Annotated in this window: 16 protein-coding genes; 15 read left to right on the top strand and 1 reads right to left on the bottom strand. The window is 38.1% G+C overall.

Features of this window, described 5'->3' with window-relative positions:
* Positions 1 to 157: 157 nt before the first annotated feature.
* Complete coding sequence (locus DK924_RS10510; protein WP_109875108.1) at positions 158 to 2,131, bottom strand: serine/threonine-protein kinase; 1,974 nt, start codon at positions 2,129 to 2,131, stop codon at positions 158 to 160.
* A gap of 393 nt (positions 2,132 to 2,524) precedes the next feature.
* Here DK924_RS10510 and tagH point away from each other — a divergent pair, with 393 nt between their 5' ends.
* The 15 genes from tagH to tssG all read left to right on the top strand — a co-directional run bounded on the left by tagH (position 2,525) and on the right by tssG (position 20,922).
* Entirely contained in the window at positions 2,525 to 3,793 is a 1,269-nt protein-coding gene (tagH, locus tag DK924_RS10515; protein ID WP_054201394.1) for a type VI secretion system-associated FHA domain protein TagH, read from the top strand.
* Between the two features lie 15 nt (positions 3,794 to 3,808).
* Positions 3,809 to 4,273, top strand: coding sequence for a type VI secretion system lipoprotein TssJ (gene tssJ / locus DK924_RS10520; RefSeq protein ID WP_010389398.1), 465 nt, complete (start codon positions 3,809 to 3,811; stop codon positions 4,271 to 4,273).
* Between the two features lie 16 nt (positions 4,274 to 4,289).
* Entirely contained in the window at positions 4,290 to 5,618 is a 1,329-nt protein-coding gene (gene tssK, locus DK924_RS10525) for a type VI secretion system baseplate subunit TssK (RefSeq protein ID WP_010389395.1), read from the top strand.
* A gap of 22 nt (positions 5,619 to 5,640) precedes the next feature.
* Entirely contained in the window at positions 5,641 to 6,921 is a 1,281-nt protein-coding gene (gene tssL / locus DK924_RS10530; RefSeq protein WP_054201393.1) for a type VI secretion system protein TssL, long form, read from the top strand.
* Positions 6,922 to 6,931: 10 nt separating this feature from the next.
* Complete coding sequence (gene tssM / locus DK924_RS10535; protein WP_010389390.1) at positions 6,932 to 10,441, top strand: type VI secretion system membrane subunit TssM; 3,510 nt, start codon at positions 6,932 to 6,934, stop codon at positions 10,439 to 10,441.
* A complete protein-coding gene (tagF, locus tag DK924_RS10540) occupies positions 10,423 to 11,151 on the top strand; it encodes a type VI secretion system-associated protein TagF (protein ID WP_010389388.1) in 729 nt (242 codons plus the stop codon). The genes tssM and tagF overlap by 19 nt, the downstream gene beginning before the upstream one ends.
* 40 nt (positions 11,152 to 11,191) lie before the next feature.
* Positions 11,192 to 11,941 carry a protein phosphatase 2C domain-containing protein gene (locus DK924_RS10545; protein WP_258306457.1) on the top strand — a complete coding sequence of 250 codons (750 nt, stop codon included), beginning with the start codon at positions 11,192 to 11,194 and terminating at the stop codon, positions 11,939 to 11,941.
* Between the two features lie 203 nt (positions 11,942 to 12,144).
* Complete coding sequence (gene tssA, locus DK924_RS10550; RefSeq protein ID WP_010389383.1) at positions 12,145 to 13,260, top strand: type VI secretion system protein TssA; 1,116 nt, start codon at positions 12,145 to 12,147, stop codon at positions 13,258 to 13,260.
* A 15-nt stretch (positions 13,261 to 13,275) separates the two neighbouring features.
* Positions 13,276 to 13,779 carry a type VI secretion system contractile sheath small subunit gene (tssB, locus tag DK924_RS10555; protein ID WP_010389380.1) on the top strand — a complete coding sequence of 168 codons (504 nt, stop codon included), beginning with the start codon at positions 13,276 to 13,278 and terminating at the stop codon, positions 13,777 to 13,779.
* Positions 13,776 to 15,266 (top strand): type VI secretion system contractile sheath large subunit, encoded by a 1,491-nt coding sequence (tssC, locus tag DK924_RS10560; RefSeq protein WP_010389377.1) that lies wholly within the window; start codon positions 13,776 to 13,778, stop codon positions 15,264 to 15,266. Before tssB ends, tssC (DK924_RS10560) begins: the two co-directional genes overlap by 4 nt.
* A gap of 37 nt (positions 15,267 to 15,303) precedes the next feature.
* Entirely contained in the window at positions 15,304 to 16,830 is a 1,527-nt protein-coding gene (tssC, locus tag DK924_RS10565) for a type VI secretion system contractile sheath large subunit (RefSeq protein WP_010389374.1), read from the top strand.
* 2 nt (positions 16,831 to 16,832) lie between these two features.
* Positions 16,833 to 17,612 (top strand): type VI secretion system accessory protein TagJ, encoded by a 780-nt coding sequence (locus tag DK924_RS10570; RefSeq protein ID WP_054201391.1) that lies wholly within the window; start codon positions 16,833 to 16,835, stop codon positions 17,610 to 17,612.
* Between the two features lie 15 nt (positions 17,613 to 17,627).
* Complete coding sequence (gene tssE, locus DK924_RS10575) at positions 17,628 to 18,113, top strand: type VI secretion system baseplate subunit TssE (RefSeq protein ID WP_109875110.1); 486 nt, start codon at positions 17,628 to 17,630, stop codon at positions 18,111 to 18,113.
* A complete protein-coding gene (gene tssF, locus DK924_RS10580; RefSeq protein WP_109875111.1) occupies positions 18,110 to 19,936 on the top strand; it encodes a type VI secretion system baseplate subunit TssF in 1,827 nt (608 codons plus the stop codon). Before tssE ends, tssF begins: the two co-directional genes overlap by 4 nt.
* Positions 19,933 to 20,922, top strand: coding sequence for a type VI secretion system baseplate subunit TssG (tssG, locus tag DK924_RS10585; RefSeq protein ID WP_010389368.1), 990 nt, complete (start codon positions 19,933 to 19,935; stop codon positions 20,920 to 20,922). The genes tssF and tssG overlap by 4 nt, the downstream gene beginning before the upstream one ends.
* Positions 20,923 to 20,944 lie beyond the last annotated feature (22 nt).

The following is a 20,944-nucleotide window of genomic DNA, read 5'->3' on the forward strand; positions in this document are numbered from 1 at the left end:
AACTCTAAATATGTAAAATCTTGGCGGAGTGTATGATGATATGAATGCACTCGTCGTCCTTGACTTTGTTATCTGTATTTTGATTTTAGTCTAATAGCTATGTAATCGTTATTCAATCACCACTGTGCTATTTTCGAGCAATAAATATATACTCTTTTTAAAGCATATTATCTAAAGACTGAGTAATCGCTTCACTTTTTTCAACTAAGCGCTCAGCAGCTTTATACATTCTTTTTTTCATTAAATCGTTAGCTGTGCTGATGTAACGTCTCGATAATTCTTTTCTCAACGAGACTAAAAGTGAGAAGTCATTCGGTAATGCTGTTGATTCAGACTTAATAAACTCTTCAAACTCCATTAACGCTTTATGATCTTCTATTGTTTCTAATTGAGCCGAGAAACGTTGAAACTTAGGACCATAAAACACCACTGCATCGGCACGCGGAAAGTCGGCTTGTTCGCCTAAATTAACCTTTTGCTGATACGCAGTTAATGCATTAATAGCAGACTCTCGCTGCATTAAATTTGCTAGTAACTCATCCGCTTTTTTGTTGTTTGTAAAAACGATTTTACCCACGTTTAAGAGAACTTTTTGGGTGATCACATCGTCACTTTCTATAGCGGTATTTAACGCAACAGTAAAATTATCAAGGTGAAGATCTGTTGGCTGATAACGGTAAGTTTTATCAACTTCTTTTAAGTCTGAAACTAAGTGAGCAATACTATTGGGCTGCTCTTCGTTATAACGCGACTGTTCAAGTAATAAATCGATTCTGGCTGTAATATCAAAAATAATTGATTGGCGTTCTCTAAGTACACTTTCTAATTGCATCGATAGTTTTTCTGAATCAGGGTAATAATCTAATGCATCAGAGTAGACGGCTATGATTTTATCGAAATCTTTAAATTTACGACCTGCAATATTATTAAACTGATTAGCTTCATCATTAAAGCTCTCTAATATGCTTTGCTGGTTTGATCTTAGTAACCCTTGTTTAAGCACTTCATATTGTGGTGGAATTTGTTCAAGTTTGTTTAAAATAGTTGGCCCCTGCCAAGACATCCACGCTTCTACTTGTTGGTTAATCGCTTTGGCATTATCGAGTTGTGCCTGTAATTGTTTTGTATTATCTGAGCTTGAGTAATAATTTTGCGCAATTAAACCAATAATGGCGATACTGGCGACGCTTGCAAAAATGGCTGGCTTTAAGTTTGTTGTGAGACTTTTTAAAATGGGCTCTAATGATTCAAGCCTTTGATTCGCATTTAAAACTAATGCATTATTTAAATTGTTCCACAAAAGAATAGGGCAGTTACTTGGTTTTTTAACTGCTGTATTTTTAGGTACTTTGTCTGCAGCAACACGGTTAAATGGGTGTTTACTACTAAGTAGTTCATAGGCAATACAGGCAAAAGAAAAAACATCGTCTTTTACTGATGCTTCACTACCCTTTAATTGCTCAGGACTTGCATATGTTGGGGTGTAGCCGCCAATAGTTGCCAGTTCACTGTCATTTTTTACAGCGTATTGATCGTCTAAGCTTTTGTGTTTGGCAATACCAAAGTCAAGCACCTTAAGGTTGCCGTTAGAGTCAAAAATAATATTTGAGGGCTTAAGGTCGTTATGAATTACGCCTCGCGAGTGGGCATAAATTAGCGCATTGGTTAATTGCTCTAAAATAATTTTTGCTTTTTTAAACGCTAAACCTGAGGGTTTATTACGTTTAATAATTTGTTCCAGTGTTTCCCCTTCAATTAACTCCATAGTGACATAATATAAATCGCCATCAGAATCTGCTGAGTACACTTTTACAATACTTGGGTGGGAAAGTTGCTGTGTTTTTGCTGTTTCATCTTTTAGTAATGAAATAGCTTCTTCAGAGCTTGAAAATTCTTCCTGAAGTACTTTAATTGCTACTGTGGCTTCTGAGCGATTACTGCTTTCTAAAAAAGTATCGCGCGCCCGATAAATGTAGCACATACCGCCTTGGCCAATCAGCTCTTCAATTAAGTAGCGGCCAGATATTTTTTTGCCAAGTAGGTTTTGCTTGCGAATGTTTGACGTTTTTTTTGTGTTTGAGTCTAGGGAAGCAATCTGAGTTTTATCGTTGTGATCATTAGTACTACTCATAAAAAATCCTTTTATTGTGTTAAGTTAAATAATTACAAAGGTAAATATTCTCTGCTTATCTATCAATTTTCCCTCTGATATGAGTATGTATTTTACAAAAATATACAATTATAGCAATGCCTGAGTGACATATTGTTGTTGGTAAATTTCCCTTACTATATATTGAAAAAGTCGGTTTAAAGCTAGAAGGGGTCTCTAAACAGGCTGTTTTTGGCCTAGTTATAAAGCATTACGGTAAAATCTTTCATCGCTGTGTAATGTGTTTATCAAACATCTTGTTTTAGAGACAAAATCAAGAGCGCAATATTTTCTTGTGTTAATTTCAATGTTGACAATAGTTTCGCTTCTACTTTATCCTGTTCACAATAACGATATAAGGGACTGACTTATCAAATGGAACTGATACTAAACATCACTAGTTATCACAGACTTTCGCCTGAAATAGAAGCCACTAAAACTGTAACAGATTCATTAACTTTTGGTCGCTCTGAAGCGTGCGATTGGCATTTACCCGATCCCGAAAAAATAATCTCAAGTAAACACGGTATAATAGAAAAAGAAGGTGACTCTTTTTACGTATACGATAATTCAACTAATGGATTATTTATTAACTTTGCTGTAGCGCCGCTTGGTCAAGGCAACAAACAACGTTTGTCAGACAGTGACGTATTAACCATCGGCGATTTTCAAGTCAATGTGGTGCTAACATCAGATCAACAAGCTGATGTGAGTAGTTCTGCTCCAAGTCATTTTCAATCAGTAGATACTTTCGCTACGCAAAACTCTCAACCGGCTGAGCAGTCTATACCTTCATTCGATGACTCGATTATGAATGAGTCGATGCCTGAGATATCAGTGACTGCGCAACAAACAACAGATAATCATATTCCTGAAGACTGGGATGAATTAACGCGCCTTATGAATACCGATGACTTTGACATTGGCAATAATGTTAGCAATTCATCAGCACCTGTTGATACTCCTGCGCCTATTCAAGAACCTCCTCGTTCAAATAGCCACGCTAATGAGCACAAACCTGACAAACAGTCTGCACCAATAAAGAACGTAGTTCAAAATGACAAGGCGTTATCTGATGCGTTTTTAAAAGGGTTAGGGATTAAAGATGAGCTTAAAAATTCGTTAGATAATGAAAAACTGTGGTTTGAAATGGGCCAAGGGCTTAATTTATTACTCACTGAGCTTATGGAATCTTTACGTCAACGCGCGATTGTAAAAAACAAATTAAGATTGAATCATACGATGTTTCAGGCTGAACAAAACAATCCATTAAAATTTTCTGCCAATATTGATGATGTTATTCAGAACTTGTTCATAAAAAATAGTGCAAGCTTTCTGTCTTCGAATGAATCTATTAAAGAAAGCTTTATAGACACACGTAAGCATGAGCATGCTTTACTCGCTGGTGCAGATGGTGTGTTAAAAGGGATGTTATCGCAGGTTTCTCCCATGCAAATTAATCAACAGGCAAACGATAATTCTAACGTGTTAAAAATTATCCCTGGTCAAATAGAGTCTAAATGCTGGAAGTTATATCAAAGTTTATATGATGATATTTCTCAGGAAGTGAACACTAAAGGCGCCATGGCAATGTCTGATGATTTTTTAAAGGCATACAACGATCGAATCAAAGAAACGCACTAGAAAGGAAAGTAAATAATGTACAAAGTTAAGCTCTACTTATTGAGTTTTAGTTTACTATTTTTGGTTATGGGATGTACTACGATGAATAAAATCGTACCTCCTTCTACCGATCTGATCATTAATGTATCTAAAAATGTTAATCCAGATACGTCAGAACGTCCTTCTCCAGTGGTAATGAAAATTTTTGAGCTTAGCTCAAGAACTATTTTTGACACGCAGGACTTTTTTAGCTTGTACGACACACCAGAAAAAATCCTCGGACCTGACTTATTAAAAAAAGATGAATTAGAACTTCAGCCTGACTCAATACAACAATATAAAATGAGCCTTAATCGAAATACTCGTTACGTTGGGGTTGTTGTTGCTTATAGAAATATAGATCAAGCAAGGTGGAGAGCGGTTATAGAAGTTGACCCTACCGGCTATGACGATATCAATGTTAATGTAGAAGCAATTGCGACATACATGAGAGAGCAATAAAAAAGGATTTTTAAAAATGGGTGATAACACTCGTGTTGCTTGGACTGAAGGAATGTTTTTAAGACCTCAGCACTTTCAACAAGCAGATAAATATATTTCTAATGTTATCAAGCAAGTATGCAGTGGCAATCTTGCTGATCCGTGGGGAATAATCGATATAAGTATTGATAATGAATTGCTTAACAGCGGGCAGTTTGCTGTAGACGCATTATCAGCAATCACTCCAGATTTATTACCAATAGATATGCCTCAATCAACATCATTACCTGAACCGCTAGTGGTTAATAAAGATGTTTTTGATGAGATTGTTTACCTTGCTATCCCTGCGCTAAAAAATAGCGGGATTAATATATCTTCAGCCGACGATAACACCGTTACTCGGTATAAGCTCAATGACTTGTCAGTGAGTGATGATTTATTAGGGGCACAATCTCAGGAAATTATTCAAGTTGCGAAAGTGTATAGCAAATTGATGCTGTCTTCTGATGATCATTCAGGCTATATCGTATTACCTTTAGCTAGAATTATAGATGTGAGTAGTGAAGGGCAAATAAAGTTAGATGCTAAGTATATTCCTCCTTCTTTAAAAGTAGGGCAATGCAAACCTTTATCAGGGCTGGTCAGAGAAATTGGCTCAATGATAAAGCAGCGCGCTGAAAGTATAGCCGCTAGGCTCAGTCAAGGCTATGCAGGGAGTACCTCAGTTGCAGATTTTATCATGCTGCAAACACTAAATAAGTATGATGCGATATTTAATAACTTGCTTAGTGTCAATAGCTTACACCCTAATGTATTTTATAGTCGTTTAATTGAGCTTGCGGGCGAGTTGTCAACTTTCAGCACAGCTAATAAGAGGGTACCTAAATTACCTAATTATGATCATACTAATTTAGGACAGGTATTTAATGAAGTGGTTAACTTTTTATACCAATCGTTAAGCCATGTTATTGAGCAAACAGCAACTGAAATTAAACTTGAGCAAAGTAAATTTGGTATTTCTTTTGGTGCGTTAAAAGACAAGTCAATTCTCAATTCAGCTCAATTTGTTTTAGCAATCAAAGCAAGTGTGCCACATGAAGAATTAAGAAAAATTCTGCCTTCGCAAATAAAAATTGGCAGTGTAGAAACTATTCGAGATCTGGTAAATAACCAAATTCCAGGTATTACGATTAGCAATTTACCAACAGCACCAAGACAAATTCCTTATCATGCTGGTTTTCATTATTTTGAATTAAATAGGCATGGTGAACATTGGGATAAATTACGTTCCAGCGGGGGAATTGCTATTCACCTCTCAGGAAATTACCCAGAGCTACAACTAAGCCTTTGGGCGATAAGAACTTAACTTTTTAAAAGGAAGAGTTTCAATGGACGAAACCATTATCAAACCTCGCCCAGGTCGATTAGGGCGAAATACGCCAAGTAGTAATCCGGCACAAAATGATGCTGATAAAACAGTGATGTCGGTCGAGCCACCTTCTTCAAAGCCATTAGGTAGTAACAAAGTATCGATATTTAAAAATCCTTTGTTAGAAGCAGCAACCGATTGTTTTTCTCTTGTAATTTCAATTAATCAATCGCTTGAAATGAGCAACCTCGCAGCGCTTAAACATCGTTGTGTTGAGGCAATCAAACGATTTGAAGTGGAAGTTCGCAATCAGCACTTATCAAAAGAAGTGATCAATAATTCGCGCTATTGTTTGTGTGCCATTCTTGATGAGTCTGTATTGAACTCAAAGTGGAGTTCAATGGAATGGGCAGATGAAAGTCTACTTTCTACTTTTCATAAAGAAACATTTGGCGGTGAATATTTTTATACGTTACTTGATTCAGGCTTAGGTCAACCAGAAAGAAATCAACAGTTTTTAGAGTTGCAATATCACTGCTTAAATTTAGGGTTTAAAGGTAAATATCGCCTAGGTGCCGGTGGTGATACAAAAATCGAAGAATATCGTTCACAACTGTATCATTTATTAAACCAACTTAATGGGCCAATTAACAACAAGCTGTCTCCAAACTGGAAGCAAAGAGTAGCAGCCGGTGTTGAACTGAGAAATCAAGTTCCGTTATGGGTCATATTTTCTGTATTGGGGCTAATATTATTGATGATCTATTTATCAATAAATATGAAACTAAATAATGATGTTGTTGCGATTAATGAAAAGCTAGCCGGTATTCACCCCTTGGCAGTCAACCAGACGGTTGATAAAAAAGATCAGCAATTACGTGTCCTTGAACAGTTGTTGCAAACAGAAATTAAAATGGGGATTGTTGCCGTTGCTAAAACCTCAGATGGGATCCGCATTACAATCAACAGTGAAAACTTGTTTAAGCAAGGAGACGCGCAACTTCTCCCTTCATTCCAGCCTATTTTAGAAAAGTTAGCGTTAAGCCTAGAAGGAACTAAAGGGCGAGTCCTCATAACAGGTCATACAGATGATTTACCAATTAGTACTGATACGTACCCTTCTAATTGGCATCTATCTTTAGCCAGAGCAACACAAGTTGCTAACTTAATGGCTAAAAGCACCAACTTGAGCGGCCGTCTATGGCCAGAAGGAAAGGGCGCAGCAGAGCCTATCGCCAGCAATTCAGATTCAGCTTCTCGGTCGTTAAACCGCAGAATTGAAATCGATCTATTATTTTAATGAGGCTGTAATGAGTTTCTCACAAAAATTTAAGAAAATAACCTACGCACTAACGTCTCGAACCGCTATGTTAATTATCGGTTTTTTAGCCTTATCATTATTAATTTGGTTTGGTGGTCCTTTAATTGCAGTGGCCGATTATGTTCCGCTTGCCGGTGTCGCAGCAAGACTATTAACTATTTTATTGATAGTTCTCGTTTTTTCAGTAACCAAAATTTATCGCCTTATGCAGCAAAGCAAACGTGATGAAAAAATGGCAGATGAGTTAATAGATAATAACGATGCAAACAGTAGTGAAGTTAACGAAGAAATAACCACCCTAAAAACCAGAATGAATGAAGCCATAGATTTACTCAAAGACGTAAAACTATTTAAAGGTAAAAATATATACCAATTACCTTGGTATATTATGATTGGTCCACCTGGCGCAGGTAAAACAACGGTTATTCATAACTCAGGCCTAGATTACCCATTAAAGGATAAGCTTGGGGTTGATTTAGTGCATGGTGTTGGTGGTACGCGCAATTGTGATTGGTGGTTTACCAATAAAGCGGTATTAATCGACACCGCAGGGCGTTACACAACGCAAAGTAGCCACGCTAAACACGACTCTAGAGCATGGGAAGGCTTTCTCGGCTTATTAAGAAAGCATCGCCCATTACGCCCTATAAATGGGGTAATGATCAGTATGGGGATTTCTGAACTTATGAGTCAGACCAAAACTGAACGAAATCTTCATGCGCGTGCTATAAAACAACGCCTTCAAGAATTACAAAACCAGCTTGGTATGACATTTCCCGTTTATGTTATTTTTTCTAAAGTAGACTTAATTGAAGGATTCAGAGAGTTCTTTGGCGAACTTACTGAGGAAGAATGTGAGCAAGTTTGGGGGATCACCTTTGAGCTTGATTTAGATAAAGATACCCAAGTCGATGCATTCAATAAAGAATTCCACGCTTTAATTTCTAAACTTACAGAGATGTTGAACCGTCGATTGATCAATGAGCGTAATGAAGCTATTCGAGCTAAAATCTTTGAGTTCCCCAGACAGTTGCGTGTGTTACAAGGCGTTGCTGATGACTTCTTAAAAGAGATTTTTACTCCTAACGCCTATGAAGAGTTACCTATGTTTAGAGGCGTGTATTTAACCAGCGCTACTCAAGAGGGTACCCCTTCGAGCTTTTTAAATGATGCAAGTGCAGATAAAACCGATTACATAAACCAATCTAAAAGCTTTTTTATTAAAAACGTTTTAGAGAGCGTTATTTTCCCTGAGCAAAACTTAGCAAGCACTAACAAACACCATGATAAACAGAATAAGTGGCTTCGAATTGCTAGTGTGTCACTTGCGTGTATTGCTTTGTTCGGTTTTTCAATTTCTTGGTATTTTAGCTTTGCGTGGAATAGCAACTTAATTGATGCCACAGATGAAGCAGTTGCTACGTACCAAGAACTAGACTCATCGTCTTTTGATAGAAATAATCTACTGGTACTAAATGACAGACTAAATGCATTAAGAAACTTGCCAGCAACCAATGCTCAGTTAATTGATCCTGAAGATGCATCTTCAGTTGGCTTTAATAAGCTTACTGAAATTAAAGAGTCTTCTGCTAATGCTTACAAACGTTCTTTGCAAACCTATTTAGAGCCCTTCATTGCAAACACGTTAATAAAGGAAATGGAGGCTCACCCAGAGCATCTTAGCTATTTATATGAAACGCTCAGATGCTACTTAATGCTATTTAAACCTGAATATTTTGAAAGTGAAGATATTTCCGTTTGGTTTAGTGCATATTTAGATAGAAATTTGCCTGGTGATTTGAACATGCAGACGCGTAATGAGTTGATGAATCATATTGCTGCGTTGTTAAAAGAGGGCGTAACACAAACCGAAATAGATAATCAGGCGGTTCGCGTAGCTCGTGCAGAACTCACTAAACTACCGATTGCAGAAAGAGCATACCAGCGACTTCAAGCTGATTTTCTTGATAGCAGTATTCCGCCTTTCAGATTAACCGATATTATTAGCTTTGAAAGTGCGCAAAAATTTACTTTTCGTAATAATGGTGATTTAACGCGCAGTATTCCGGGGCTATACACTTTTAACGGTTTTCATGGCATTTTTAATATTGAAAAAGGAAAAATGCTTGGCAACTTAATGGCCAGTAGCTGGGTGTATGGTCAAGAAGCCTCTGGCACGTATGATATTTCTAAAGCAGAGATAGAAAAGAAGCTAGAGCAACGTTACTTTCAAGATTATATCTATTATTGGCAGTCGTTTTTAGATGACTTGAGTCTTAATCAATACAGCTCACCTGCTGAGGGTGTGAATATTACTGATGTATTAGCCGGCTCAGAAGCGCCAATAAAAAATATCATCAATGCAGTTAAAAAGAATGTTCAACTAACTAAGCTACCTGTTTCTGAAAATCAAAAAGTCGCAGGGGATATTGCGGCTAATGCAGCTAAAGTTGCGATGCAAACGAAAGCAAATCGAATCAAACGCTTCTTACCTGACGAAGCGCCTAAGTTTGAGGTACAGCTACCGGGCTATCAAGTCGAAGAGGCGTTTGAAGATATTATCGATATAGACATTCAGCAGCTTGATAATATTCAGAAAAACTTAAGAGAGTTGAATATTTATCTAACTAAACTTGATAGAGGTGATCAGCTTAAATACTCAATTAAAGATCAAATAAGTGGTAAGAGTAAACCGAGTTTTATTCGCCAATTAGAGTACCAAAGTAGTGATTTGCCTTATCCGTTTAATAGTTGGTTGCTTGATATAAGTAGAGATACTAGCAACATCACCAAAAATAGTGCTAACAGACATTTAAATGAAATTTGGAAAAGCAAAGTGTTGCGCGAGTATAACGCGGCAATTGTGGGGCGTTACCCATTTGCTCCGCAGGCAGAAAAAGAAGTCAGCATTAAAGACTTTACTCGCTTCTTTGGCCCCAATGGCACCATAGATAACTTTTTTAATAGCTATGTAGCTCCGAGTGTGGACATGAGCTCTAGCCCGTGGAAATTTGAGAAAGATATTGGTATTAGCAATAACACCTTAAAAATGTTTGAGCACGCTTTCAAAATTCAAACCGCATTTTTTGAACGTGGTAGTGACACACCCCGAATTGAGTTTGGCTTACGTACTTTTAATTTAGATAAAACGGTATCTAGTTTAATGATTGAAATTGATGGCCAGTCAATGATTTACCGTCATGGTCCACTCAAAGTTACAAACTTTGTATGGCCTGGCGCCAGTGGCCAAAGTAAAACTCGCGTTGTGTTTACACCGCCAAACGGTGGGCGTTCAATTAACACGACTTATCAAGGCGAGTGGTCACTTTATCGAATGCTAGATGAGCTCAGTGAAAAGCGCAGCAAAACCCGTCAAGATCTAGAGTTACATTTCTCTTTGATGGGGAACAATGCAAAAGTAGAATTACTGCCTAGCTCAATCAGGCATCCGTTTTGGAACAGCAGTGTAGAGAAGTTTTCATGTCCGACCCGATTGTAGATATTGGTTATCTTGGCAAGGTGCCTTGTTTAGGCGACTTTGTTCAAGATAACGTAACTAAAGAGTTTTCAGAGCATTGGGAGCAATGGTTACAAGCTGCCATTGCTGTGAGCAAAGAGCAACTTGGTGATGTTTGGCAAGAAAGCTACCTAACAGGCCCTGTTTGGCACTTTGCCTTAAGCCCCAATATTGTGGGTGATACTGGCATTATGGGTACGTTATTGCCCAGTATGGATGCAGTAGGAAGGCACTATCCACTAACAGTAACTCGTGCAACTCATATTGCTCCGGTTGATGTGCTTCATTCTGGTGTTTTTTCATTAGAGTACGAAGATGCTGTTCTTAAAGTACTTGATGGCTCTGTGGATTTGTTCTCTTGGCGAAAAGAACTAGCCAGTACATTAAGTGAAGTTGCTGCAAATAAAAAGCAAGTAAGTTATGCCAATTCAAAAGATAAAAACAAACAAGCAGTCGCACTAGAGTTTTCAGGTACAGAGTTAAGCGATCATATTTTACAAGATGCCATGCATGCTATTTTACATAAAAAGTATGGTGATTATAGTGTTTGGTGGACACATGGTTCTTGTAATATAAAACCGATGGTACTGATCACGTCAGCTTTACCGCCAGTTAATCAAGTAGCCGCTATGCTCGATGGACGTTGGAAGCATTGGGAATGGAACTACACACAGGTAAAGAATAGTGATTAGTAATTTAAGTACAAGTTATGCCATAACTCATAGAGGTGCAGTGAGGCAGCTAAATGAAGATGCGCACGTTGAAATTAACAGCCATAACTTATGGGTCGTAGCTGACGGTATGGGCGGGCATGAAGCGGGTGAAGTTGCTAGTCAATTAGTGGTTGATGTGATTAGAACTACTGTTGAAAAGCTCAAGCTAGAGGACTTGACCGTAAGTCATATTGTTAGCGCTATAGAAGATGCAAATAAGCAACTAACTCAGTATAGCGCTGAATATTTAAGCAATAAAACAGCTGGCAGTACAGTAACAGCTTTGTTTGTTAAGAATGAGCGCTATTACATATTATGGGCTGGTGATAGCAGAGCCTACTTATTACGTAATGGCAAACTAACTCAAGTTTCTCGAGATCATAGTCAAGTTAATGACTTAATCGACGAGGGAATGATCTCTGTTGAAGAAGCTAAAAGCCACCCATTATCTAACGTTATTACCCGTGCTGTAGGGGTAATGGATGAAGTGAAAGTTGATGTAATTGAGGGTGAGATAAACAAAGGCGACATCTTTTTACTGTGTTCAGATGGCCTTACCGGTGAATTATCAGATGAAGACATATGTTTGTCATTAGAGCCCAGTAGTATTATTGATTCAGGAATGGCTTTAATGCACTCCTCGTTAGTCAGAGGTGCTAAAGATAATGTGACTTGTATTTTAGTGAAATATGATGATGTAGATGCCAATCAATCGATACAATCTTGCAATATACAAGATGAGGCAACGATTCCATTGTTCACTAAGTAGCTGATTAAGCCTGTTTTAGTATATTTAAGAAAAAAAATTGTAAATATATCAGGAACAAAAAAACTGTTATTTCAATTATTTATAAAATAACATTAGCCAGCTTATCGGCACAATGGCGCTGAAGCTTGTAATTTAATTTAAAGAATGTAATATTATTCACGCTCTAAGCTTTAGAGAATATGGATAATATTTAGGACAATGGAATGTTTTTATTTGAAGAGTATATTTCCCCTATTTCAGATACTGAGTTTGCAGGTAGTGATCCGCGCTCAGATGTCTCTCCAACGTCTACTTACTACGCCTTAAAAGATTTAAGAAACCAACTTCGTGCGGCTGAAAGAAATGCGTTAGTCGATGAAGAAGGAATTGCTTCGCTTTCTCGAGATTGGATTCCGTTACTTGAGCAATGTAGTGAGGCAATTAAAACCGAAAGTAAAGATATAGAATACCTAGCATGGCTAATTGAAGGCTTATGCCGCGTTCATGGCTTTAAAGGCATTGCGTTTGGTTTTAGTGTTGCTAAGCACCTTTTGGAACATCATTTTGAGTCACTTTATCCAACACTTGATGACGGTGATGAAATTTCAGACAAAGTGTCTGCATTAGTTGGCTTAAATGGCAGTGCTGGTGAAGGTACGTTAATTATTCCAATTAAAAGTATATACATGACAGACAGTGTCAGTATGGATCCTTTTTCTTTTTGGGAATATCAGCAAGGTTATGACATTTCACGTTTAAGTGATGAAAAACGCGAAAAGAAGATAACCCAAGGTGCCGTTGATTTTGAACAGCTTGAAAAAAGTGCAGCCGAAACCAGTACTGAGTTTTTTGTATCTTTAAAAAATGATATTGAAGATGCGATAGAAAAGTTTGCCGCTTTGAGTGAGGTTATGGACGAGGTAACGGGTGAGCCACAACCTACGTCTAATATTAAACAAGCATTAGAAGTGAGCTTAGCTGCGGTAAACCATGTTGCAGCAGATAAACTTGAAGCAGCACAAATTGCATTAGATAAGGCAAATGCTGAGCCTGAAGAGGAAGCGGTTGAAGATGCGAGTGAAGCAGACGCAGCGCAACCTAAAAAGCGTGTCAGTGATGAGATTGATTCGAGAGAAAACGCAATAAAAAAACTTCAAGAAATTGCGACATTTTTCAGAAAAACTGAACCTCATTCACCAATGTCTTACACGATAGAACAAGTTATTCGATGGAGCGAATTATCGCTACCTGAGTTATTAAATGAGTTAATTACAGATAGTGATGCTAGGACTGGATACTTTAAGTTGTCTGGCATTAAGATCAGCGAAACTGAAACATAGTAAAAGGAGTTCTCAATGAGTATCCATGATAAGTTAAAACGAGTTCGTAAACCAAGAGTACATATCACTTATGATGTGGAAACTGAGGGCGCGGCAGTAAAAAAAGAATTACCCTTTGTAGTAGGTGTAATGGGTGATTTTTCTGGTGATAACACAGAAGCACTTAAACCACTAAAAGATAGACGTTTTATTCAAATTGATCGTGATAACTTTAATGATGTTTTAAAACGTATGAGTCCTTCTCTGCGTTTAAAAGTAGACAATACATTAACGGATGATGGTTCTCAGTTTGAAGTTAACTTGAACTTTAAGTCGATTGACGATTTCGAGCCTGCTGCGGTTGTAAACCAAGTAGAACCTTTACGCAAATTGATGGAAACGCGCAACAAGCTGCGTGACTTGATGACCAAAATTGACCGTTCAGAAGAGCTTGAGAATGTACTCGAAGAAGTATTAAGCAATACAGCAAGCTTAGACTCGATGGCTAAAGAACTTAACTTAGAGGAGACTGATAAATGAGCACTGAACAATTAGCAACAGAATCAGAATCGGTATCAGAAGTAAGTTCTTCACTATTAGAGCAAGCAATTGGTGCGACTAAACAAACAGAGTCGAGCCGTGCTGAAGAGTTACTAAAAACATTAACCGAAGAAGCATTAAAAGGCACAGTTCAATGGAATAAAAACATGACTGTGACGTTTAATGAAGCTATTCAGTTAATCGATCAAAAAATCTCCAAACAGCTAAGTGTGGTAATGCACTCGGATGAGTTTCAAAAACTTGAAGGCTCATGGCGCGGTTTACATCACTTAGTGATGAATTCTGAAACAAGTTCTACATTAAAAATTCGTGTTTTAAACATGAAGAAAAAAGAGTTACATAAAGACTTAAGTAAAGCCGTTGAGTTTGATCAAAGCCAAACCTTCAAGAAAATTTACGAGTCTGAATTTGGTACTCCAGGTGGTGAACCATATGGCACTATCGTAGGTGACTTTGAATTTACTAATCACCCTGAAGATGTTGAAACATTAAGCTTAATGTCTAATGTGGCTGCAGCTGGCTTCTGTCCATTTATTGCTGCCTCTTCACCGTCTTTATTTGGTTTTGATAATTGGGAAGAGCTTACTAAACCACGTGATTTAGAAAAAGTATTTGAATCATTAGAATACACTAAATGGCGCTCATTTAGAGACAGCGATGATTCACGCTTTGTGTCACTTACTATGCCACGTTTCCTTTCGCGTTTACCTTATGGTGCAGCGTCAAAACCAGTTGAAGAGTTCAACTACGAAGAGTTTGAAGTTGAGCCAAAAGACGGCCGTTCAGTGAGCACTGATAATGGTGATTACTGTTGGAGTAATGCAGCATACGCTATGGCAACTAACATGACCGCTGCGTTTTCTCAATACGGTTTCTGTACTGCTATTCGTGGTGCTGAGGGCGGCGGTAAAGTGGAAGGCTTACCGACTCACATATTTACTAGTGATGATGGTGACCCAGATCTTAAGTGTCCAACAGAAATTGGCATTACAGATCGTCGTGAGGCAGAGTTAAGTCAGTTAGGCTTCTTACCTCTATGTCACTATAAAAATACTGATTATGCTGTTTTCTTTGGCGGTCAAAGTTGTCAAAAACCAAAAATTTACTCAACGCCTGATGCCACGGCTAACGCTGCTATTTCAGCTCGTTTACCATACTTAATGGCAACTTCTCGCTTTGCGCATTACTTAAAAGTAATGGCACGCGATAAGATTGGTAGCTTTATGGAAGCTGAAGACGTTGAGTCATGGTTAAACCGTTGGATCCTGTCATATGTAAATGCGACAGAGGGCGGTGGTCAAGACATTAGAGCACGTTACCCTCTTGCAGATGCAAAAGTATCTGTAAAAGAGATCCCAGGTCAACCTGGTGCATACAACGCTGTTGCTTGGTTGAAACCTTGGTTACAAATGGAAGAACTAACGTCTTCTTTACGTCTTGTAGCTAAAATCCCAGAGATCGGTTAATAATACCGCTCTCTCGCATTAAGGATGATGCAATAGAATGAATCACGAAGAGTTTTCATTTATAAATCAAGACTTCACTTTTCAACAAAAGTCACAGTCTCGAATTAGTGATAATGACGCTTTGCTCGATAGGTTTTTAAATGAAAAAAACCTAGATAAAGCGTTATTGTTATGGCTTGAAGGCTCTTCTGATTCTCCCCTTTCTTGGAATAAGGAGTCTTTAAGTCCTTATTTACAACGTGTAATTATTGAACTCGATCAGCTTATTTCATCGCAACTCAACCACATAATTCATGCTAATAGCTTTCAACGTTTAGAAGCTAGCTGGCGTAATCTATGGTGGTTATTATTACAAACAGAGCAACAAGACAAAGAAAAAAAAGTAAAAGTTAAATTGCTCAATTGTGATTGGTCAACGCTCTCAAAAGACGTGAACAAAGCGATTGATTTTGATCAAAGTATGTTTTTTCAGTTACTTTATCAAAACGAGTTTGACAGTGCCGGAGGCGAGCCTTTTGGTATTGTAATTGGTGATTACGAAATTAGTAATGGTTGCTCAGCAGGCACTATTTACAACGATATTGATACCATAAAAGAGGTATCAAGAACGGCTGCGGCTGCATTTTCTCCTTTTATATGTTCGGCATCGGCTAATTTATTTGGTGCTGATAGCTTTTCAGATTTAGGTTATTACTCTGATTTATTTAATCAGTTTGAACAGCCTGAATATATAAAATGGCAAAGTTTTAGAAAAATGGAAGAAGCCCGCTTCATGGGCTTTACATTGCCTCATGTATTAGTCAGGCCGCCTTATGTTAATGATGGCAAACGCCATCAAGATTTTTACTTCAAAGAACAAATAAAAAATCCAGAAACAGATATGTTGTGGGGCAGTGCAGCGTATCAATTCGTATCAACAATAATTAGAGCTTACTGCGATAGCGGTTGGTTTGGTCACATTCGTGGTATAGAGCCAGGTAAAGTCTCTAAGGGATTAGTAACAGGACTTGCTCGTGATAGCTTTGCAAACGATACCTATCAAAAAGAGGCAAAGCCGCCACTTGATTTATTAGTAACCAGTAAGTTTGAAAAGCAATTTTCTGAGCTCGGTTTTATCCCAGCTTCTTCGGTTACAAATACGGAACATATCGTTTTTTACAGTAATGCATCGGTTCAAAAAACAAAAAATTACGACTCAAGTGCTGCCAATATCAATGCGCGCTTATCGTCTATGTTGCAATACATTTTGTGTGTATCGCGCTTTGCGCACTATTTAAAATTATTAGCCCGCGATCGTGTCGGTTCTTATAGCACAGCACAGGCCTGTGAGAGAGATTTACAGGCGTGGATAAATAACTACACAACCGCGTCAGACTCCGCGTCTGAGCATATCAGAAGCAAATATCCACTGAGTAATGCAAAAATAAAAGTAAGTGAAAATAAAGCAAACCCGGGGCATTACTTTTCGGTTTTGCAGTTACAGCCCCACTTTCAGTTAGACCAAATGGTCTCTAGTATTAAGTTAATAACAGAGCTCAGTCCTCATCATAAAATAAAGGAATAATCATGAAAAAAATACACAGTTTAATTCGCGAGGGAAAACTTGCTGATGCTTTATTATGCTGCGCTACCGAGTTGCAAGATGAGCCTTTAAATTTTGACATTAGAAGTATTTATTCTGAATTACTTTGCATTAATGGCGAGCTTGAAAAAGCAGACAAACAACTCGACTTTATGGTGCAAAAGAACCCAGAGTTTGCTGTAGGTGCAGTTAACCTTAGACATTTAATTCGTGCCCAGCAATCGCGCGTAGATTTTTATCAAGGTAAGGGGATTCCTAAACTTTTTCATGAAGCCAATGAGCTAGATACCTTGTTTTTAAAAATGCATGTTGCTTTGCTTGAAGGTGAAACATCTGAAGCAGCCAGTCTTGCACAACAAATGGAAGCGCTTCGCTTGGAGAGTGTTGAAGACGAGCAATCAGCAATTCGAGATTTAGATGATAGCTTAAGTCCTTATTTAGAAGTGCTAGGCACGAATGGCGAGTTTTACCTGGCTAACTTTAATGAAATTGAAACATTAAAAGTAGAACCTGTAACGTCATTATTAGAGGGTATTTGGTTACGCGTTGAAATTACTATTAAAGACGGTCCATCAGGTACGGCTCACTTGCCACTAGTTTACGCAAACTCAAATACAGATCTTGAAAAGCTAGGCCAGGTATCTGATTGGGAAGAGCTGCAAGACGAATTTATTATAGGCAAAGGAATGAAAATGTTGTTTGTCAACGATGAAGCCATCACTGTTCCAAACCTTAAAATAAACGTCCTAGAAACAGCTGAGTAAGCATAGTAAATAATTATGATAGAGCATAAGCAGCAGCTTCAAGCATCCATTTTAGATAGGCTCATTGACGATGAGCCAGACTTTCAGGGTGCCCCATCTCGTACTGAGGGGATCAGCATTAGTGAGCTGAGAAAAAATGTACGCAGAGACATAGAAGCGCTGCTAAATGCGCGAATTCAATGGCACACTTGGCCAGCACAATATGCAGAGTTAGCAACATCCTGCTTATCGTATGGTTTACCTGACTTTTCGAGTATGTCGGTGAGCTCTCACGAAGGGCGGGCACTGCTATGTGAAACCGTTAGAAATACAATTTTGAAATTTGAGCCTCGGTTTATTGAGGTTGAGGTATTTACTGACGATGAAGTACCCGTAAATAGAGTATTAAACTTGCGAATAAACGCTTTACTATATGCAGATCCAGAGCCAGAGTTTATTAGCTTTGACTCTGAAGTTGAGCCTGTGAACTTAGGGATGAAGATTATAGAGGCTTCTTTATGAACGATGAATTATTAAAATATTACAATCGTGAATTGGCGTTTGTTCGTCATATGGGTAAAGACTTCTCTGAAAAATACCCTAAAGTTGCAGGGCGATTAAAGCTAAGCGATGATCATATTGAAGACCCTCATGTATCTAGATTAATTGAATCGTTCGCATTTTTAACGGCTAATATTAGGCAAAAGTTAGATGATAGCTTTCCTGAGCTTACTGATGCTTTATTAGGGCAAATGTTACCTGACTATCAAGCGCCTATTCCTTCAATGTCGGTGGTTAAATTAGAGGCTGAAAACCTCTCAACCACGGGAGTAGTCATTCCAAGAGCGAGTGAAGTTGAAACAAATGTTGAGTCAATGAAGCAATGTAAGTTTCAAACCTGTTATGAAACTTACTTATGGCCTGTTGAAATTACCAGTGCGCAATTTGATAACAGTCCTTTTGTGGCACCAAAACCACGTTGGCATGAGAAAGCAAAGTCAATTTTCAAACTTGAGCTAACCGGTGAATACCCGGGTGTATCACTGGCTGAAACTGGGCTGGAAAAATTACGATTATTTATAAATGGCCAATGGCATCATACGCTTAAAGTGTATGAATTATTGTTTAAGCACGTTATTGGCATTGCTTTTGATAATGGTGATGAGGGAATAAAGTACCTTTCTAAAACTCAACTTAAAGCGGTTGGCTTTGATGCAAATGAAGCGGTTGTACCGTATTCGCAGCGATCAAGTGCCGGCTATCGCTTACTCGTCGAAAATTTTACCTTTCCTGAAAAGTTTCGTTTTTTTGAACTTGAAAATATTCACTCATCGTTGCCTAAAAATTCTAATAAATGCACAGTGTATATTTATCTTGATGCTGAATCTTCAGAGCTTGAAAAGCAAGTAGACAAAGACATGTTCTTGATGGGGTGTACGCCCATAATTAATATGTTTGAACAAGAATTAGAACCTATTCGCCCTGAACTGAGCGAATACGAATACCAATTAACGCCGCGTTATATGGACTCTGAGATTTCAGAAGTAATTGGTATTTCAGAAGTAATTGCCTTTGATCATAAGGGAAATAAACAAATAGTTTGTCCGTTTTATGGACAAACTCATCCACGATACCAAGGCCATGATGATTTGTTTTGGCATATCCGCAGAGAAACTGCCTCATGGGCAGGGGGTTATGTTGAGTCAGGCACCGAATCGTTTCTATCATTGGTAGATGCACGATTTGAAAATAGCGCTATGGATTATGCTGAAGGGAACACGGTCCTAACCGTACGTGCTAATTGCAGTAATCGAAACCTCCCTGCAAGCATGCCTTTTGGAGACGATGAGCTAGGCTTATTGATGCCAGAACGCGGTGATGTAATTAAAAAAATTAGGTGTTTAATTCCATTTACTCATGCAGTTAGACCGATATTAGCCGATGCAACTCGTTGGCAATTAGTTAATCATTTAACGCTCGACGCGTTTAGTGGAGATGATGCATGTAATAAGCTTAAAGAAGTGCTACGCCTTTATGATTTTAGAGCATCTCCGCAAACAAAAGGCCTTATTGATAATATTTACCGTGTGGTTGTAGAACCCGCAACGGCTCGTGTTGTGCAAAAAGGGCGAGTAAGCTTTGCAACGGGAAGTGAAATTGAAATTACCTTCGCCAATGATGACTTTTCAGGTAGTGGCATGTTTTTCTTTGCCTCTATCCTCGATCATTTCTTTGCGCAATTTGCAGCAATTAATAGCTTTACTCGCGTTAGTTTAAGGTTAAAAGAACAAGAGCAAGTGTATTACCAATGGCCTGCGCGAGTTGGGGAAAGCCCGTTAATATGATCCAACATATTATTTCTCAAGCGTCACAAGTTGACTTTTATAAAGCAGTTTTCATTATTGAAAACCAGCTGAAAAAGCATGGCTTGGAGTATCGCTACGTAGGGTATGACAGTAGTCCAAAGCAAGAGTTAATTAAGTTTACCGCAACTCAAAAATTTGGTTACCCAGGTAACGCTATCACAAAATTAGAACAAGCAAGCTTTGAAGATGGCTTACATAAAGTCAACATGCAGATCTCTTTTATGGGACTAACGGGTTGCTCGGGCGCTTTGCCTCAATTTTATAGCGAACTAGTGATGCAGCGTCTTCGCTATAAAGATACAACTATGCGCGACTTTTACGACATGTTTAATCACCGTTTGGTGTCTTTATATTATCGAGCGTGGAAAAAATATAAACCGTCTTTAAATCATGTAAATAAAGATAAAAACAAAGATCCATACACGCAAATATTAGGGCTTTTAAGCGGCGGTTATGATGAACATCAGTTGCACTTTTCAGGCCTTTATAGCCGAAAAATTCGCAATGCTTTTGATTTAAAAAGTGTACTGAGCTCATATCTTGGCTGTGATGTTGTCATTAAACAAATGATAGGTAAGTGGCACGATTTGAAGCCACAAGAGCAAACATGTTTAGCAAGTGAACGCCTTTATGAGGGACAACATGCCCGCTTAGGTGTTGATACGGTAATTGGTAAAAAGATATGGGATATTTCTTCTAATATCGAGATCCATATCAGTACCCGCGATTTTGATAAAGCAAAATCCTTGTTACCTAAAGGCAAGTTATTTGAATTAGCTAAAAAAATTGTCAAAGACTATGCCGGCAATGCTATTTCATTTCGACTTGTTATTGAGTCAGATTTTCAACAACTTGATGCGGTGCAGCTGTCAAAAAGTGAATGCCAACTAGGCGCAAATAGCTTTTTAATGGCGAGTAAAAACACCCCTAAATTTAACCCTACTAAGTTATCGTTTAAAGGATAATTAAAATTAAAAGGAACAGTGT

This window comes from Pseudoalteromonas sp. meg-B1, assembly GCF_003173795.1.
Taxonomy (GTDB): Bacteria; Pseudomonadota; Gammaproteobacteria; order Enterobacterales; family Alteromonadaceae; genus Pseudoalteromonas; species Pseudoalteromonas undina.

Coding starts and splice junctions, on each gene's coding strand:
- tssC (WP_010389377.1), top strand. CDS start 13,776: ATGAGCACTGAACAATTAGCAACAGAATCAGAATCGGTATCAGAAGTA.
- tagF (WP_010389388.1), top strand. CDS start 10,423: ATGTCCGACCCGATTGTAGATATTGGTTATCTTGGCAAGGTGCCTTGT.
- tssJ (WP_010389398.1), top strand. CDS start 3,809: ATGTACAAAGTTAAGCTCTACTTATTGAGTTTTAGTTTACTATTTTTG.
- tssL (WP_054201393.1), top strand. CDS start 5,641: ATGGACGAAACCATTATCAAACCTCGCCCAGGTCGATTAGGGCGAAAT.
- tssF (WP_109875111.1), top strand. CDS start 18,110: ATGAACGATGAATTATTAAAATATTACAATCGTGAATTGGCGTTTGTT.
- tagH (WP_054201394.1), top strand. CDS start 2,525: ATGGAACTGATACTAAACATCACTAGTTATCACAGACTTTCGCCTGAA.
- tssA (WP_010389383.1), top strand. CDS start 12,145: ATGTTTTTATTTGAAGAGTATATTTCCCCTATTTCAGATACTGAGTTT.
- tssG (WP_010389368.1), top strand. CDS start 19,933: ATGATCCAACATATTATTTCTCAAGCGTCACAAGTTGACTTTTATAAA.
- tssM (WP_010389390.1), top strand. CDS start 6,932: ATGAGTTTCTCACAAAAATTTAAGAAAATAACCTACGCACTAACGTCT.
- tssB (WP_010389380.1), top strand. CDS start 13,276: ATGAGTATCCATGATAAGTTAAAACGAGTTCGTAAACCAAGAGTACAT.
- tssK (WP_010389395.1), top strand. CDS start 4,290: ATGGGTGATAACACTCGTGTTGCTTGGACTGAAGGAATGTTTTTAAGA.
- tssC (WP_010389374.1), top strand. CDS start 15,304: ATGAATCACGAAGAGTTTTCATTTATAAATCAAGACTTCACTTTTCAA.
- tssE (WP_109875110.1), top strand. CDS start 17,628: ATGATAGAGCATAAGCAGCAGCTTCAAGCATCCATTTTAGATAGGCTC.
- DK924_RS10510 (WP_109875108.1), bottom strand. CDS start 2,131: ATGAGTAGTACTAATGATCACAACGATAAAACTCAGATTGCTTCCCTA.
- DK924_RS10570 (WP_054201391.1), top strand. CDS start 16,833: ATGAAAAAAATACACAGTTTAATTCGCGAGGGAAAACTTGCTGATGCT.